The sequence below is a fragment of the Nitrospira sp. genome (genome assembly GCA_029194675.1).
GTDB lineage: Bacteria > Nitrospirota > Nitrospiria > Nitrospirales > Nitrospiraceae > Nitrospira_D.
Genome location: JARFXP010000001.1, coordinates 922,501 through 938,158, shown reverse-complemented (window position 1 = coordinate 938,158; position 15,658 = coordinate 922,501). Strand labels below are relative to the sequence as shown.

Sequence of the window (15,658 nt, the reverse complement as noted above, 5' to 3'; positions counted from 1 at the left end):
ACAGAAGGAAAGGAGAGGTCATGGATAGTCCGTTATCTCAGAAGGAACTGAAACTGATCGATGCCTACTGGAGGGCGGCGAACTATCTCTCGGTGGGGCAGATTTATTTGTACGAGAACCCGCTCCTGAAACAGCCCCTGAGTAAGGAACATGTGAAGCCTCGGCTCCTGGGTCATTGGGGCACCACCCCCGGCCTCAATTTCATCTATGCCCATCTGAATCGAGCGATCAAGGCACGGGATCTCAACATGATCTACATTATCGGCCCCGGCCACGGGGGCCCCGGCATCGTCGCCAATGCCTATATGGAAGGCACTTATTCGGAGGTCTATCCGAACATCGCACAGGACGAAGAGGGCATGCAGCGTCTGTTCAAGCAGTTCTCGTTTCCCGGAGGCATTCCCAGCCACGTGGCGCCTGAAACCCCGGGCTCAATACACGAAGGTGGCGAATTGGGATATGCGGTCTCTCACGCCTATGGGGCTGCGTATGACAACCCCGACCTGATCGTGGCCTGTGTCGTCGGCGACGGCGAGGCGGAAACCGGACCATTGGCGACCTCCTGGCATTCCAATAAGTTCCTGAACCCGGCGTCCGATGGAGCAGTGCTGCCGATCCTGCATCTGAACGGGTACAAGATCGCCAATCCTTGCGTGCTGGCTCGTATCACCCACGAAGAACTGGATCAGCTCTTCCGTGGTTACGGGTATACGCCTCATTTTGTCGAGGGCAGCGATCCGGACAAGATGCACCAGCTCATGGCTGCCGTCATCGACATCTGCATGGAGGAAATCCGCAGCATCCAGACTCGGGCGAGGAAAAACGGCGTGAAAGAGCGGCCGCGCTGGCCGATGATCATTCTCCGTTCTCCGAAAGGCTGGACCTGCCCGAAGGAAATCGACGGCAAACGAACCGAGGACTACTGGCGCAGCCACCAGGTGCCGATGGGCGAAATGCACGAAAAACCGGGACACGTGAAGATTCTTGAGAAATGGATGAAGTCGTACAAACCGGAGGAACTCTTCGACGAGACCGGCCGGTTGAAACCGGAGCTCGCCGAATTGCCGCCGAAAGGCGCGCGTCGCATGAGCGCCAATCCGCATGCCAACGGCGGTCTGCTGCTCCGGGACCTGCGTTTGCCGGACTTCCGCGACTATGCGGTCAAGGTGACGAAGCCCGGTTCGGTCAATGCCGAATCCACGCGCCTCATGGGGCAATTTCTGCGCGACACGTTGAAGCTGAATATGGAGAGCCGGAATTTCCGGCTCTTCAGTCCGGACGAGAACAACTCAAACCGCTGGCAGGATGCATTGGAGGTGACCAACCGGGCCTGGATGGCGGACCGCTATCCCTACGACGACCATCTGGCGCCGGATGGCCGGGTGATGGAGATGCTCAGCGAGCATCAATGCCAGGGTTGGTTGGAGGGCTATCTCTTAACCGGCCGGCACGGATTTTTTTCCTGCTACGAGGCGTTCATTCATATTATCGACTCGATGTTCAACCAGCATGCCAAGTGGCTGAAGGTTTGTAATGAGATACCCTGGCGGCGGCCGATCGCCTCGCTCAACTATCTCTTGAGCTCTCACGTCTGGCGTCAGGATCACAACGGTTTCAGCCATCAGGATCCCGGCTTCATCGATCATGTCGTCAACAAGAAAGCAGAGGTCGTGCGTGTCTACCTGCCGCCGGACGCCAACACGCTCCTGTCGGTGACCGACCATTGCCTGCGCAGCCGTAATTACGTCAACGTCATTGTGGCCGGCAAACAACCGGCTCCGCAATGGCTGACGATGGATCAGGCGGTCAAGCATTGCGCGGCGGGCATCGGCATCTGGGAATGGGCCAGCAACGACAAGGGGGGAGATCCTGATGTCGTCATGGTTTGTTGCGGAGACGTGCCAACGCTGGAGACGCTGGCCGCCGTGGATCTCTTCCGCCAGCATGTTCCTGAGCTGAAGATTCGCGTGATCAATGTCGTGAACCTCATGAAGCTTCAGCCCTCGAGCGAGCATCCAAATGGCCTGCCGGACAGGGACTTCGACGCGCTCTTCACCAAGGACAAGCCGATCATTTTCGCGTTCCACGGCTACCCCTGGCTGATCCACCGCCTCACGTATCGGCGGACGAACCATCACAACCTGCACGTGCGTGGCTACAAGGAGGAAGGGACGACGAGCACTCCGTTCGACATGGTCGTCATGAACGACCTCGACCGGTTCCACCTCTTCGGCGACGTGATCGACCGGTTGCCGCAACTCGGATCCCGCGCCGCCTATGCCAAGCAGGCGATTGGTGACAAATTGCTTGAGCACAAGGAGTACATCGCCAAGTACGGCGAAGACATGCCCGAGATCAACGACTGGCAGTGGGGACAGCGTGCCTCGGCGGGACGACGCGCGTCATCCACGGAATCGGACAATGTGTAAATGAGTTACTCCATGGAGCGACAATCCGATCTCATGAGTCCGGCGGGAATGCCAAGGAGGTGATGCGATGACGAGCGGTGCAGTTCCACTGACGCAAGGTGTTGCTTGGAAGGCGCTTCAGGAACATTACGAGGCGGTCAAGGGCCTGCACATGCGGGATCTGTTTGCAAAAGATCCCGGGCGCGGCGCACGTCTGGTGTGTGAGGCGCAGGGAATCTATCTTGATTATTCGAAAAACCGCCTCAGGGACGACACGATGCGTCTGTTGCTGGAACTCGCCGACACCGGCGGCTTGCGCGCCGGTATCGACGCGATGTTCCGTGGCGAGAAGCTCAATGTGACCGAGCATCGCGCGGTTCTCCACGTCGCGCTGCGCGCTCCCGCCGGTGCCGCCATTCGAGTGGATGGCGAGAACGTCGTGCCGAAGGTCCACGCGGTGATCGAGAAGATGGCCGGCTTCGCAAACCTTGTGCGCAGCGGCCAGTGGAAAGGTCATACCGGCAAGCGCATTCGCACTGTCGTGAACATCGGAATCGGGGGCTCGGACCTGGGGCCCGTCATGGCCTACGAGGCGCTGCGGGCCTACAGCGATCGCGCCCTGGCGGTTCGGTTCGTCTCGAACGTTGATGCGACCGATATCGCTGAGTCGACGCGGGACCTCGATCCGGCGGAGACCCTGTTCATCATCTGCTCGAAGACATTTACCACGCAGGAGACCCTCACGAACGCACAGACCGCGCGGGCCTGGTGCCTGCAAGCGCTTAAAGACGACGGGGCGGTGGCCCGCCACTTCGTGGCTGTGTCCACGAATGCGGGGGAAGTCGCGAAATTCGGAATCGATCCTGCCAACATGTTCGAATTCTGGGACTGGGTCGGAGGCCGCTACTCGCTGCCTTCGGCCATCGGCCTCTCACTGATGGTCGCCATCGGACCAGAGCGATTCCGTGAGATGCTGGCCGGATACCATGCCATGGACGAGCATTTCCGGACCGCTCCGTTCGACAAGAACCTGCCCGTCTTGCTCGGGCTCATCGGACTCTGGTACGTGAATTTCTTCAACGCCGAGTCTCAGGCGATTTTGCCCTATGATCACTACCTCGGACGGCTGAGTGCCTATCTGCAGCAGCTCGATATGGAGAGCAACGGGAAGCGTGTGGATCGAGGGGGGAGCGTGGTGAATTACCAGACGGGCCCGGTCATTTGGGGACAGCCCGGCACCAATGGCCAGCACGCGTTCTATCAATTGATTCATCAGGGCACGCGGTTGATCCCGTGCGACTTCATCGGGTTCTGCCGATCGCTCAATCCCAGGGGACAGCATCACGATCTGTTGGCGTCCAATCTGTTTGCGCAGACAGAGGCCCTAGCCTTCGGCAAAACGGCCGCGGAAGTGGAGGCTGAAGGGGTAACTCCGGCTCTCGTGCCGCACCGGACGTTTCCAGGCAACCGCCCGACGAATACCATCCTGGTCGAGCAACTGACGCCGGAAATGTTCGGAAAATTGATCGCGCTCTACGAGCACAAGGTCTTCGTCCAGGGCACGGTCTGGCGCATCAACTCGTTCGACCAGTGGGGTGTGGAGCTGGGTAAAGTGCTGGCCAAACGAATCACGCCGGAATTGACGAGCGGGACAGATCCGGATCTCCGACACGACAGCTCGACCAACGCGTTGATCCGGCGTTACCGCCGGTTTCGCCTGACGGGCTGACAGGTCATCTAAGGAGTCGGAAGTGAGAACTGAGAATCGAAGGGAAGGGAACCTGAAGGCCGAGGGCCGGTTCAAAGCAACCATGTTATGAGCGAAGATCTTCCGATCGTCTACCTGGCCAGGCACGGTGAGACCGCTTGGACCATCTCGCGCCAGCATACAGGACTGACCGATTTGCCGCTGACTGAGCGGGGCGAGCGCACCGCTCGCCGGCTTGGAGAACGGCTGAAAGGATTGACATTCGCCAAGGTGTTGACGAGTCCGTTGCAACGGGCAGCCCGAACATGCGAACTGGCTGGCTTCGGGGCAGTGGCTGAAGTCGATCGGGATCTGGTCGAGTGGGACTACGGCCGGTATGAAGGACGCCGCACGGATGAGATTCGGGCGGAACGTCCGGACTGGGAACTGTTCCGCGATGGATGCCCGGGAGGGGAATCCCCTAAACAAGTCGGCGAGCGTGCCGACCGTGTCGTGCGGCGGGTGCGCGCGGTGACAGGGGACGTCTTGCTGTTTACCAGTGGGCACTTCATGCGCGTGTTAGCCACCAGCTGGCTTGGGCTTGAACCGACGGTCAATTGTAAGTTCTTCATGCTGAGCACGGCGAGCTTGAGTGCCTTGGGGTACGAACATGACCTATCCCGTCCGGTGATCCGACTGTGGAATGAGACTCGCCATGTAGACGTTTGACTCAATACGCGAGCGCAAACCATTCGATGAGAGAAATCGATGGATGGCAGGGAGTCCGGCTGAAACCGTTGTGAAGCATGTCGATGACTCGATCCGAGGCACCTGGTTCGAAAGCCAGGGAACTTGTCAGACTCAGCGACCTGATCGAATGGGCGAAGACCTCCATGTTGTCGACGGATCCGCCGCCGGCCAACCCCGGGGAAGTCGCTGCTGGACGTGCGTGGTCAGGGCGAAGAGTGCGACAGGATCGCCCGACGCAGCGGATGGTCCACGGAAGCGGATTAGATCTGAGTCGAAGCGAGATCAGATGAGAGGCAAGGGGATAGGCCCAGGGCGAAGCGCTCCGCTTAGGGCGACCGTCGATGCCGACGGCGTGAACTTCAGCCTGTACTGCCGAAGCGGCACGCTTGTGGAGCTGCTGAGGCAGGGTACTGACCCGCCGACCGGCTTGGCGGCAAGGTACATTCATGAATCGTTTCATGGAGGTGGTATGAACGTTCGTCTGAACGAACTGCTCGAACAATACGGATGCGGCCCCATCCAGTTTACCGGCACGAGGGATGCGCTCTATGAACGACATTTGATTTTCGACCACGTTCTCGATCCCGAGCGGGCGACCCAATATGAGCAATTCGAGGCGGCGGCTCGGTCGGTTCGGGACGTGATTTCGCAGCGTTGGCTCAAGACAGAAGAGACCTATGAACAGAAGAATCCCAAGCGGGTGTACTACCTCTCAATGGAGTTCTTACTCGGGCGTTCATTTATCAACAACCTCACCAACGCGCTGTTGGGACCGTTGGCGTTGAAGGCCATGAACAAGAGAGGGCTCGACCCGCTCGCACTGACTGAGTCCGAACCGGACGCCGGCCTGGGCAACGGCGGACTCGGGAGGCTGGCGGCCTGTTTCATCGACTCGATGGCGACGCTGCAGATTCCTGGGATGGGGTATGGGCTCCGCTACGAGTACGGTATCTTCAGGCAGACGATCAGGGACGGTTGGCAGTGCGAACAGCCGGATAACTGGCTTCGGAGGCCTGATCCCTGGGAGGTGGCGCGCCGTGATGATGCCGTCGAGGTCAAATTGAACTGCTCATTCGAGTTGCAGGCCGGTGCGCTCAAGCCGGTCCATGGACGGCCGTCCACGTTGCTCGGAATTCCCTTCGATCGCCCTGTCATCGGGTACGGCGGCAAGACCATCAATACGCTGCGGCTGTGGGCAGCGGGCACGCCCGATTATTTCGATTTTCAGCAATTCAGCAGCGGTGATTTCGTCGGCGCGCTGGCGGAAACCCTCGGCGCCGAATCCCTCACGCGCGTCCTCTATCCGGACGACTCCACGTCCATGGGGCAGGGGTTGCGGTTCCTGCAGGAATATTTCCTCGTCGCCTGCTCACTCGCCGATCTCATCCGTCGCTTCAGACGCGCACAGGACGACTGGAGTCTGTTGCCTGAGCAGGTGGCCATCCAATTGAACGACACCCATCCGGCGATGGCCGTGCCGGAACTCATGCGGATCCTACTCGATGACGCACACCTGGGCTGGGAACAGGCCTGGGACCTGACGCAACGGTCGCTTGCCTATACGAACCATACGCTGCTTCCCGAGGCGTTGGAGAAATGGCCACTCAGATGGTTCGACAGCGTACTGCCGAGGCTGGCGGAAATCATCTGCGAGATCAACCGTCGGTTCCTGGATACGGTCCGTGGCCGGTTTCCGGGCGACGAGGGGCGCGTGGAACGTGTCGGTCTGATCGAGGAAGGCGCGAACCGAAAGGTCCGGATGGCCAATCTGGCCATCGTCGGATCTCACAGTACGAACGGCGTCGCGGCCATTCATTCCGAATTGCTCCGCACGATGACGGTCAGGGATCTGGCCGAGATGTTCCCCGCGCGGTTCAACAACAAGACCAACGGTGTCACGCCACGGCGATGGCTCTTGACATGCAACCCCGCCTTGGCGCGGATCATCAGCGACGCCATCGGCGACGGCTGGATCACCGATCTCGGCCTCCTGGCCAAGCTCAAACCATTTGCCGAAGATAAGAGTTTTCGCGAGGCCTTTCGCACGGCCAAGCGGGAGGCGAAGGAGAGATTCGCGAAGTGGCTCAAATCGCAGGTCGGGGAGGCGGTGGACCCGGAGAGCATTTTCGATTGCCAGGTGAAACGCATTCATGAATATAAGCGCCAGCTCCTCAACGCCTTGCACATCGTGATCCTGTACAACCGGCTTCGCGAGAATCCGAGCCTCGCCTTCACGCCTCGCACCTTCTTCTTCGCCGGCAAGGCGGCCCCCGCCTATCGGCTGGCCAAGCTCGTGATCAAATTCATCAACAACCTGGCCGGCACGATCAACGGCGATCCCGCGGTGAAAGGGCGCCTCAAAGTCCTGTTTCTGCCAGACTACTGTGTCTCACTGGCCGAGCACCTCATTCCCGCCAGCGACGTATCCGAGCAGATTTCGACCGCCGGCTATGAGGCCAGTGGTACGAGCAACATGAAGTTCATGATGAATGGAGCTCTCACCATCGGGACGCGGGACGGCGCGACGATCGAAATGGCTGCAGAGGCAGGGGAGGAGAACTTTTTCCTGTTCGGGCTCAGCGCGGAGGAGGTCGTCGACAGCCGGGGCTGGTATAACCCTCGCTGGCATTATGAGCATGATCCGGAGACCAAGTACGCGCTTGACCTCATTGCCTCGGACTACTTCAGCCGCAACGAGCCTGGCGCCTTTACCCCTATTTGCGATACGCTGCTGGCCCACGGGGATTTCTACATGCATCTGGCGGACCTCACAGCATACAGCCGGACACACGAGGCACTGGGCCGTCTGTACTTGGACCAGGAGGCGTGGGGGAACAAGACGATCCTCAACATCGCGGGCTCGGGAAAGTTCTCGAGCGATCGCACCATCGCCGAATACGCGTCCGACATCTGGCGAGTCAAGGCCTGCCCGGTGGACTAACAAGAGGTTTCAGGAGGGATCAGAGACCGGTCATATTGAAATGGGTGTTGTTGCAAAGATTTTACCGGCCTAAGCAAGCAGTCACGGCTGTTGAGCCGTGGGGCTTCAGGCACGAATCGCGATCGGAGGTTGAGGCATCATGGCCAAGGACAAGGATCGGGAAGCAGAGAAGGACGGGAAGCTGAAACGTAAGGAATACGAGAAGGAACTGCGCAAGCTTCAGGCTGAGCTCTGTTACCTCCAGGATTGGGTGAAACAAAAGGGTGTCAGGATCATGGTGGTGTTCGAGGGCCGCGACGGCGCGGGGAAGGGCGGTACCATTCGCGCCATCACCGAGCGCGTGAGTCCACGCGTGTTCCGTGTCGTGGCCCTGCCCGCCCCTTCGGATCGCGAGAAGAGCCAGATGTACATCCAGCGCTACATGGCTCACTTCCCGGCGGCCGGCGAAATTGTCATTTGGGACCGAAGTTGGTACAACCGTGCCGGCGTCGAGCATGTTATGGGATTCTGCAGCAAGGAGCAATATGAGCGGTTCCTGGATCTCTGTCCGGTCGTCGAGAAATACGCCGTCGAGGGCGGGATCATACTAGTCAAGTACTGGCTGGAGGTGAGCAACGAAGAGCAGGAGCGCCGTTTCCGGGCACGGGTCGATGACCCCTTGCGCCAGTGGAAGCTGAGCCCGATGGATCTGCCATCGCGCGAAAAATGGTACGAGTATTCGCGCGCGCGGGACCGGATGCTGGAGGCGACCGACTCGAAGCATGCACCGTGGTACATCATTCGATCGGACAACAAGAAGGCCGCGCGGCTCAACTGCATCAGTCATCTGCTGAGCCTGATTCCCTACAAAAAGGTGAAGCGCGAGAAGGTGAAATTGCCCGAACGATCGAAGAAGTACAAATACGATGACCAGGCGACGATGAAGGACAGAACATTCATCCCGGAAAAATTCTGAAGACGTTTGGAACAGCTTCATGATGCCGACAACCTTTCTCACCAGCTCAGTGGCGACACCGCTTGTGCCCTGTCCATGAACAGGGTCCATTGGGACGTTCCGGCCATCACGGGACAGCTGCAGGAAGTCCCGACAGTAGAGCGACCATCATGCATATGAGGCAGTCTCAGGACAGGGCCATCGGAATTCTCGTCGGCGGAGGCCCGGCGCCGGGAATCAATGGTGTCATCGCGGCTGCGGCGTTGCGATGCCTGGCAGCTGGCCGCCAGGTGATCGGCATTCGGGACGGATTCAAGGGGTTGATCGCCGGTGATATGAGCAAGGCCGCGCTCCTGACGATGGCGGAGGTGAGCGGGCTCCACCTCCAGGGCGGCTCCTATCTACGAACCGCTCGGGCGAATCCGACCAAGAACCCGCAGCATATGGAGAACGTGATCGCCACGCTCCGCAAGCTCGACGTGTCGGGCCTGATCACGATCGGCGGCGACGATACCTGTTTTTCCGCGCTGAAGCTGGAACAGGCAGCCCAAGGAAGTCTGCGCGTCGTCCACGTTCCGAAGACGATCGACAATGATCTGGATCTGCCGGAAGGTGTACCGACCTTCGGCTTCGAAACAGCCCGGCACATCGGCGCGCAGATCGTCAAGACTCTCATGGTGGAGGCGCGTAGCACCTCACACTGGTTTATTGTTGTGGCGATGGGACGGCAGGCTGGCCACCTGGCGTTGGGCATTGGGAAGGCAGCCGGCGCCACGCTCACGCTCATCCCCGAAGAGTTCTCCGCGCGCCCGCTCCCCCTCTCCCGTGTCGTCGATGTGGTGGTCGGCGCAATTCTCAAGCGATTGAGCCAGGGGCATGAGGACGGCGTGGCCGTGATGGCAGAGGGGCTGGCCGAGGCATTGGATCCCGAGGAGTTATCCCAAGATGCGGCGTTGCCTCGCGACGATCACGGCCACATCGAGCTGTCAAAAGTCAATCTTGCTGAGCTGCTCTCACGCGCCGTCCTGGCTCGGCTCGTGCCGCTGGGCATCGAGCCGGTGTTCCGCGAAAAGGATATCGGATTTGAGTTGCGATGTGCGGATCCGATCGGGTTCGATCTCGAATATACGCGGGATTTGGGATGCAGTGCGGCCGGTCTTCTGCTGGAAGGGGGCGGAGCAGCCGTGGCGGCGATGGTCCATGGGCGGTTCATGCCCATCCCGTTCGACGAGATTCTTGACTCCCGCACCGGCCGGACGAGGGTCCGGCCGGTCGATGTCCGCTCTGCCGGCTATGAGATCGCCCGGCGGTACATGGTCCGCCTCGGACCGGAAGACTTCGAACAGCCCGATTTGCTCGGTAAGTACGCGACCCTCACGCGCATGACACCGGCAGAGTTTCGATCGAGTTTCGAGTATGTGGTCGAGGATGAGCGTCGGCGGGGTGGATCGTGATCAGTTATGCCGGTGGGAGATCAACCCGACCACAGTAGCTGGAATCCCCAGAAGAACAAGCGAAAGGCTCGTGCGAAGGGCGCTGATCGTTCGTTGCGCTGACCATTGCGGGCTGGCTGGCTTCTATGTTAATGGGAAGCCCTACCCTGATCGTCCTGATTGTGCGGTGGCGTTTGTAATAGGGACGATGTATCTCGGTCGGAAGCCAAGTTTCAGTTTGATGGGAGGGATCAACGATTATGATCAGAACAGCCCTTGTCGCTGCCTTGGCAGCGAGCATGGTTTCAGCGTTTTTTGTCGTGGCGCCGCCGCCAGCCGCTTTTGCCGAAGAGCGCGATGCTGGCTCGGACATTGAGCTGTTGCGCGCGGACCTTCGGACGAAGAAGATGAAACTGATCGCGGACCGGATGCAACTCACACGCGAGGAAGCCGACATCTTCTGGCCCCTCTATCGGAAATACGAAGTGGAATCGGCGGCCATCAACGACAAGAAGATTGCGGTGATGGAGGACTATAGGAAGTCGTACGAGTCGTTTAGCGACGCCGGTGCCAAGGATCTGGCGCGGCGAGTGTTTGAAGTGGATCAGATGACGCTTGACCTCCGGAAGAAAGCATTTGAGGAGCTCGCGGGGGCCTTGTCTCCCAAAACCGCAGCACGGTTTCTCCAACTGGAACGCCGCCTCCAACAACTGGTGGATGTCCAACTGGCGTCGTCTGTTCAGCCGATCAAGAAGTAAGGCGGGCTCTGTCGAGAGTAGCCTGGACGACGTACTCCCGGTGCCGTCATGAGCTGCCTTTCTTGAATGCCGCCTTGCCCGTTTCCAATGCTCGCTTGGCATCCAGGAGGCCAAGGAGCCGGATCAGTCTCGCCACGCACCCGGTCCAGCCGGTCTGGTGGCTCGCGCCGAGGCCCGCCCCGTTGTCCCCGTGAAAGTATTCATAAAACAGGATATGGTCGCGCCACTGAAGATCGGATTGGAATTTTTCCGTGCCGCCGGCGACAGGACATCGGCCCTGTTCGAATCTTCATGCTGAGATCCGAGGCATACCCGCCTGTGCAAATTGCCGGACGAACAGGGAATGCACTATAGCAATTGGCCATCAGTGAATCATCCCTGATTTCCCGGCGGGAGTAGATTCGAACAGGTCTTTCTGATCTCACTTAAGCACGAGGCTCCATGCGAGGGTTAGATTAATTCGTTGAAGAAAGACGACTCATGCCACCCTTCAGACATCCCGACTGGGTACGCACCATTCCCGCCTTTGCAGTCGTGGTATGGGCGACGGCCTGCGGCATTCTGCTTGCGGTCCATGCGGGTATTGATAGTGAGGCGGGCACGCACACGTGGGTCTTCGTGTGTCCGGACGAGTCCAGCTATGTCGTGCGAGCCACGAAAAACGAAGCGTGGGTGTTTGGTGAACGCGCAACTTTGCGCCTCACGGCTGTTCCTGGTGCGAGGCCGTCTCGCTACGCGCAAGGCGAAGTGGAACTCGTCATCGAGGGCGAGCACGGCATGCTGTCCGAGCCAGGAAAGGAAACCCTCATCTGCCGCAACAACCACCGGCGCGCCGTATGGGAGCACGCGAAGCTTGAGGGCGTGGACTTTCGAGGTATCGGGAACGAACCGCCGTGGGTGCTGGAAATGCGCGAGATGTCGCGCATCGTGCTGATTACTGAGTACGGCGAAAAGCGCATCGAACGCCGGTTGTCGAACGCGGTCACCGATCAGGCCCGGAAGATCACCCGGTGGGATGCGGGCGATCTGCAAATCGAAATCACCGCTGAAGTCTGTCATGACAGCATGAGCGGCGAGTCGTTTGGCTCGCGTGTCGTCATCCATTGGCAGGGACAAGTACTCACAGGGTGCGGACGTCCGTTGCATTAGTCGGCATGACAACCGATTGTGTGGGGCGATCAATGATGTTGACGCCGTGTTGCAATGATACTACCCTACGCGCCGCGTGGCCGAGAGGTCGGTTCGAATACGGCCATACCGGTGTCCAAGAGATCAGGAGCGGTACCGGGCGTTGATCTGAACTATGAACTCGAAAGATCGATTGGATGGCAAGTATGAAACGATTGGAACATGCTGCACTTGTTCGGCTCGCTGTATTGTTAAGTGGACGCCAAGCGCATGTGGGTGTCAGGTATACGGCGGATGGAAAATCGAGGGAGTATGAGGCAGAATATTCGAGCAGCGGTATTACTGGTCTGCATGAGTCTATGGTCTCTGGTAGCCCAAGGTTGTCAATCAACTGAGGTCGCGTCGAAGCAACAGTGGAGCTCTCAACCCATTGAATCCTTCGGTTCGGTTGCCGGCAAATGGGCCGGGCTCGTGGTGCGGTCTCCCAAAGTGCGCGGGGACGATTGGCTTCGCGTGACCATTGCCGACGACGGCCGGTACGAGTTTGCAAGCTATCGAACCATCGGTGCATTCAGCGGACGCGGGCAATTCACGTTGGCCGAGGGCAAGCTGACCGTGACGACCGAGCGCGGCACAGTCACCGGTTCACTATATGTATCGGAGAATTCGCGCATGCTGCGAATGAGCGGAGTCATGGAAGACGGTACAAGGTATGCGGTCCAGCTCCAACCGTCTCACTGAACTTTCGCGCAGATTTCTGATCAGGTCTCGATTCCTTCCTCAGAGTCCCGCGCCGTTTCCACTGCTCGATATTTACATCACGTCATGAGGAGACGGCTCCGTCGATGTAGTTAGCCACGTAGGATTTTGAGTGGGATGTGAAGTGCGTGGTCTCGCAGGGAGGAACGCCGAACATGCGGCCGAACAGGCCGCCGACGGCATCGCAGCCGTCGACCAGTGTCCCAAGGCCTCACGTTTTCAGGAGTGCGCGGCGATGGATCGAAAATATAGCATCATATTGTGAAGGTTACTCAGTGCTTTTGCTTATGCATGACCACCTCTTGACTCTTGAAAAATACCTTGTTATCTTGTTGCTCGTTCTTGGTGCAGTGTCCCTGCCTGATGACCGCGCCTGACAGCGAGTCACGGTGCGGTGCCGAAGGGAAACTACCCGAATTTATTTCGAGCGGGTCCCTTGACACGCCACCGTGCACATTGTATAGTGCGCGGCTCGCGTGATGAACGCGATCGTTCTTTGAAAACTGAATAGAGGACGTTGAGCAAGGTGTAAGGTGTATTGAAGTGGTGGCCCTTGGTCCAAATTCTAAGAACACCTATTTGAGAGTTTGATCCTGGCTCAGAACGAACGCTGGCGGCGCGCCTAATACATGCAAGTCGAGCGAGAAGACGTAGCAATACGTTTGTAAAGCGGCGAACGGGTGAGGAATACATGGGTAACCTACCCTCGAGTGGGGAATAACTAGCCGAAAGGTTAGCTAATACCGCATACGACTCTCGGTCTGCGGATCGAGAGAGAAAGCGATACCGTGGGTATCGCGCTCTTGGATGGGCTCATGTCCTATCAGCTTGTTGGTGAGGTAACGGCTCACCAAGGCTTCGACGGGTAGCTGGTCTGAGAGGACGATCAGCCACACTGGCACTGCGACACGGGCCAGACTCCTACGGGAGGCAGCAGTAAGGAATATTGCGCAATGGGCGACAGCCTGACGCAGCGACGCCGCGTGGGGGATGAAGGTCTTCGGATTGTAAACCCCTTTCGGCAGGGAAGATGGGACGGGCAACCGTTCGGACGGTACCTGCAGAAGCAGCCACGGCTAACTTCGTGCCAGCAGCCGCGGTAATACGAAGGTGGCAAGCGTTGTTCGGATTTACTGGGCGTACAGGGAGCGTAGGCGGTTGGGTAAGCCCTCCGTGAAATCTCCGGGCCTAACCCGGAAAGTGCGGAGGGGACTGCTCGGCTAGAGGATGGGAGAGGAGCGCGGAATTCCCGGTGTAGCGGTGAAATGCGTAGAGATCGGGAGGAAGGCCGGTGGCGAAGGCGGCGCTCTGGAACATTTCTGACGCTGAGGCTCGAAAGCGTGGGGAGCAAACAGGATTAGATACCCTGGTAGTCCACGCCTTAAACGATGGATACTAAGTGTCGGCGGGTTACCGCCGGTGCCGCAGCTAACGCAGTAAGTATCCCGCCTGGGAAGTACGGCCGCAAGGTTGAAACTCAAAGGAATTGACGGGGGCCCGCACAAGCGGTGGAGCATGTGGTTTAATTCGACGCAACGCGAAGAACCTTACCCAGGCTGGACATGCAGGTAGTAGAAGGGTGAAAGCCTAACGAGGTAGCAATACCAGCCTGCTCAGGTGCTGCATGGCTGTCGTCAGCTCGTGCCGTGAGGTGTTGGGTTAAGTCCCGCAACGAGCGCAACCCCTGTCTTCAGTTACCAACGGGTCATGCCGGGAACTCTGGAGAGACTGCCCAGGAGAACGGGGAGGAAGGTGGGGATGACGTCAAGTCAGCATGGCCTTTATGCCTGGGGCCACACACGTGCTACAATGGCCGGTACAAAGCGCTGCAAACCCGTAAGGGGGAGCCAATCGCAAAAAACCGGCCTCAGTTCAGATTGAGGTCTGCAACTCGACCTCATGAAGGCGGAATCGCTAGTAATCCCGGATCAGCACGCCGGGGTGAATACGTTCCCGGGCCTTGTACACACCGCCCGTCACACCACGAAAGTTTGTTGTACCTGAAGTCGTTGGCGCCAACCGCAAGGAGGCAGACGCCCACGGTATGACCGATGATTGGGGTGAAGTCGTAACAAGGTAGCCGTAGGGGAACCTGCGGCTGGATCACCTCCTTTCTAAGGAGTCTTATGACTCTGCAGAAAACTCGGGCTGAGGGCCACCTCTTCAATACATACTTACACGATACGCACGATACGATTGTTGTGAGGGTTCAGACGGCGCTTCTCCACAAATGGTAAATTATTGCATTTATGGAGAGATCGAGTCGAATACGGGCCCTGGTCGCTTCAGACTCAGCTGGGCCTGTAGCTCAGTTGGTTAGAGCACGCGCTTGATAAGCGCGGGGTCGATAGTTCAACTCTATCCAGGCCCACCATCTGAGTCCTGATTTTCTGGGCGCGACGCGCACGGTATCAGGAGCAGACTCTTTCCGTTGAGAATGGGGCTGTAGCTCAGTTGGGAGAGCACCTGCTTTGCAAGCAGGGGGTCGTCGGTTCAATTCCGTCCAGCTCCACCAAACCGCGCTTGCGCGTACCGTTTACCACCGTAATTTATTTTCTACGAGGGTTGGGTAAACGGAGAGTTAGTGCGAATTGACTTGTCCAACGTCCTCTAAGCAGTTCTCGGCGCAACGGCGCCGAGGTTGTTCTTTGACAACTGAATAGGTCTTGACGAAAGACCATGTGTATCAGGAGCAAAGTGATTGTTAAGCTACTAAGGGTGTACGGTGAATGCCCTGGCATCAGCAGGCGATGAAGGACGTAGCTAGCTGCGATAAGCCGCGGGAAGCCGCAAGCAGGCCGTGATCCGCGGATGTCCGAATGGGGAAACCCAGGCGATGAATGCCGCCTATCCGCGTCTG

At 58.6% G+C, this 15,658-nt stretch carries 8 protein-coding genes, 2 tRNA genes, 2 rRNA genes and 1 pseudogene (1 of these 13 cut by a window edge); all 13 read left to right on the top strand.

Translation table 11 applies throughout. The features are described 5' to 3' along the window. The first annotated feature begins 14 nt into the window (after positions 1-14). Positions 15-2,429: pseudogene (locus tag P0120_04415) on the top strand (phosphoketolase family protein). Positions 2,430-2,496: 67 nt separating this feature from the next. Continuing rightward, positions 2,497-4,137, top strand: a complete 1,641-nt coding sequence (gene pgi / locus P0120_04410) for a glucose-6-phosphate isomerase (GenBank protein ID MDF0673571.1) — start codon at positions 2,497-2,499, stop codon at positions 4,135-4,137. Positions 4,138-4,224: 87 nt separating this feature from the next. After that, a complete protein-coding gene (locus tag P0120_04405) occupies positions 4,225-4,824 on the top strand; it encodes a histidine phosphatase family protein (protein MDF0673570.1) in 600 nt (199 codons plus the stop codon). 43 nt (positions 4,825-4,867) lie between these two features. Continuing rightward, the gene (gene glgP, locus P0120_04400) at positions 4,868-7,786 is read left to right on the top strand and encodes a glycogen/starch/alpha-glucan family phosphorylase (GenBank protein MDF0673569.1); all 2,919 of its coding nucleotides are present in this window, start codon (positions 4,868-4,870) and stop codon (positions 7,784-7,786) included. Positions 7,787-7,925: 139 nt separating this feature from the next. Continuing rightward, on the top strand, positions 7,926-8,741 hold the full coding sequence (gene ppk2 / locus P0120_04395; protein ID MDF0673568.1) for a polyphosphate kinase 2: 816 nt from the start codon (positions 7,926-7,928) through the stop codon (positions 8,739-8,741). 149 nt (positions 8,742-8,890) lie between these two features. Continuing rightward, a complete protein-coding gene (pfp, locus tag P0120_04390; GenBank protein ID MDF0673567.1) occupies positions 8,891-10,174 on the top strand; it encodes a diphosphate--fructose-6-phosphate 1-phosphotransferase in 1,284 nt (427 codons plus the stop codon). Between the two features lie 239 nt (positions 10,175-10,413). Continuing rightward, complete coding sequence (locus P0120_04385; protein ID MDF0673566.1) at positions 10,414-10,911, top strand: hypothetical protein; 498 nt, start codon at positions 10,414-10,416, stop codon at positions 10,909-10,911. Positions 10,912-11,391: 480 nt separating this feature from the next. After that, positions 11,392-12,060 (top strand): hypothetical protein, encoded by a 669-nt coding sequence (locus P0120_04380; GenBank protein ID MDF0673565.1) that lies wholly within the window; start codon positions 11,392-11,394, stop codon positions 12,058-12,060. Positions 12,061-12,351: 291 nt separating this feature from the next. Then, complete coding sequence (locus P0120_04375) at positions 12,352-12,780, top strand: hypothetical protein (GenBank protein MDF0673564.1); 429 nt, start codon at positions 12,352-12,354, stop codon at positions 12,778-12,780. A gap of 593 nt (positions 12,781-13,373) precedes the next feature. Further along, positions 13,374-14,912 (top strand): 16S ribosomal RNA (locus P0120_04370). A gap of 183 nt (positions 14,913-15,095) precedes the next feature. Next, positions 15,096-15,172: transfer RNA gene (locus P0120_04365), tRNA-Ile, on the top strand. Positions 15,173-15,237: 65 nt separating this feature from the next. Further along, positions 15,238-15,313 (top strand) — tRNA-Ala (locus P0120_04360). Positions 15,314-15,500: 187 nt separating this feature from the next. After that, a 23S ribosomal RNA gene (locus P0120_04355) occupies positions 15,501-15,658 on the top strand (it continues 2,849 nt past the right edge of the window). Together the 16S and 23S rRNA genes with 2 tRNA genes alongside form the textbook arrangement of a ribosomal RNA operon.

Coding starts and splice junctions, on each gene's coding strand:
- P0120_04405 (MDF0673570.1), top strand. CDS start 4,225: ATGAGCGAAGATCTTCCGATCGTCTACCTGGCCAGGCACGGTGAGACC.
- P0120_04380 (MDF0673565.1), top strand. CDS start 11,392: ATGCCACCCTTCAGACATCCCGACTGGGTACGCACCATTCCCGCCTTT.
- ppk2 (MDF0673568.1), top strand. CDS start 7,926: ATGGCCAAGGACAAGGATCGGGAAGCAGAGAAGGACGGGAAGCTGAAA.
- pfp (MDF0673567.1), top strand. CDS start 8,891: ATGCATATGAGGCAGTCTCAGGACAGGGCCATCGGAATTCTCGTCGGC.
- P0120_04385 (MDF0673566.1), top strand. CDS start 10,414: ATGATCAGAACAGCCCTTGTCGCTGCCTTGGCAGCGAGCATGGTTTCA.
- P0120_04375 (MDF0673564.1), top strand. CDS start 12,352: ATGAGGCAGAATATTCGAGCAGCGGTATTACTGGTCTGCATGAGTCTA.
- glgP (MDF0673569.1), top strand. CDS start 4,868: ATGGCAGGGAGTCCGGCTGAAACCGTTGTGAAGCATGTCGATGACTCG.
- pgi (MDF0673571.1), top strand. CDS start 2,497: ATGACGAGCGGTGCAGTTCCACTGACGCAAGGTGTTGCTTGGAAGGCG.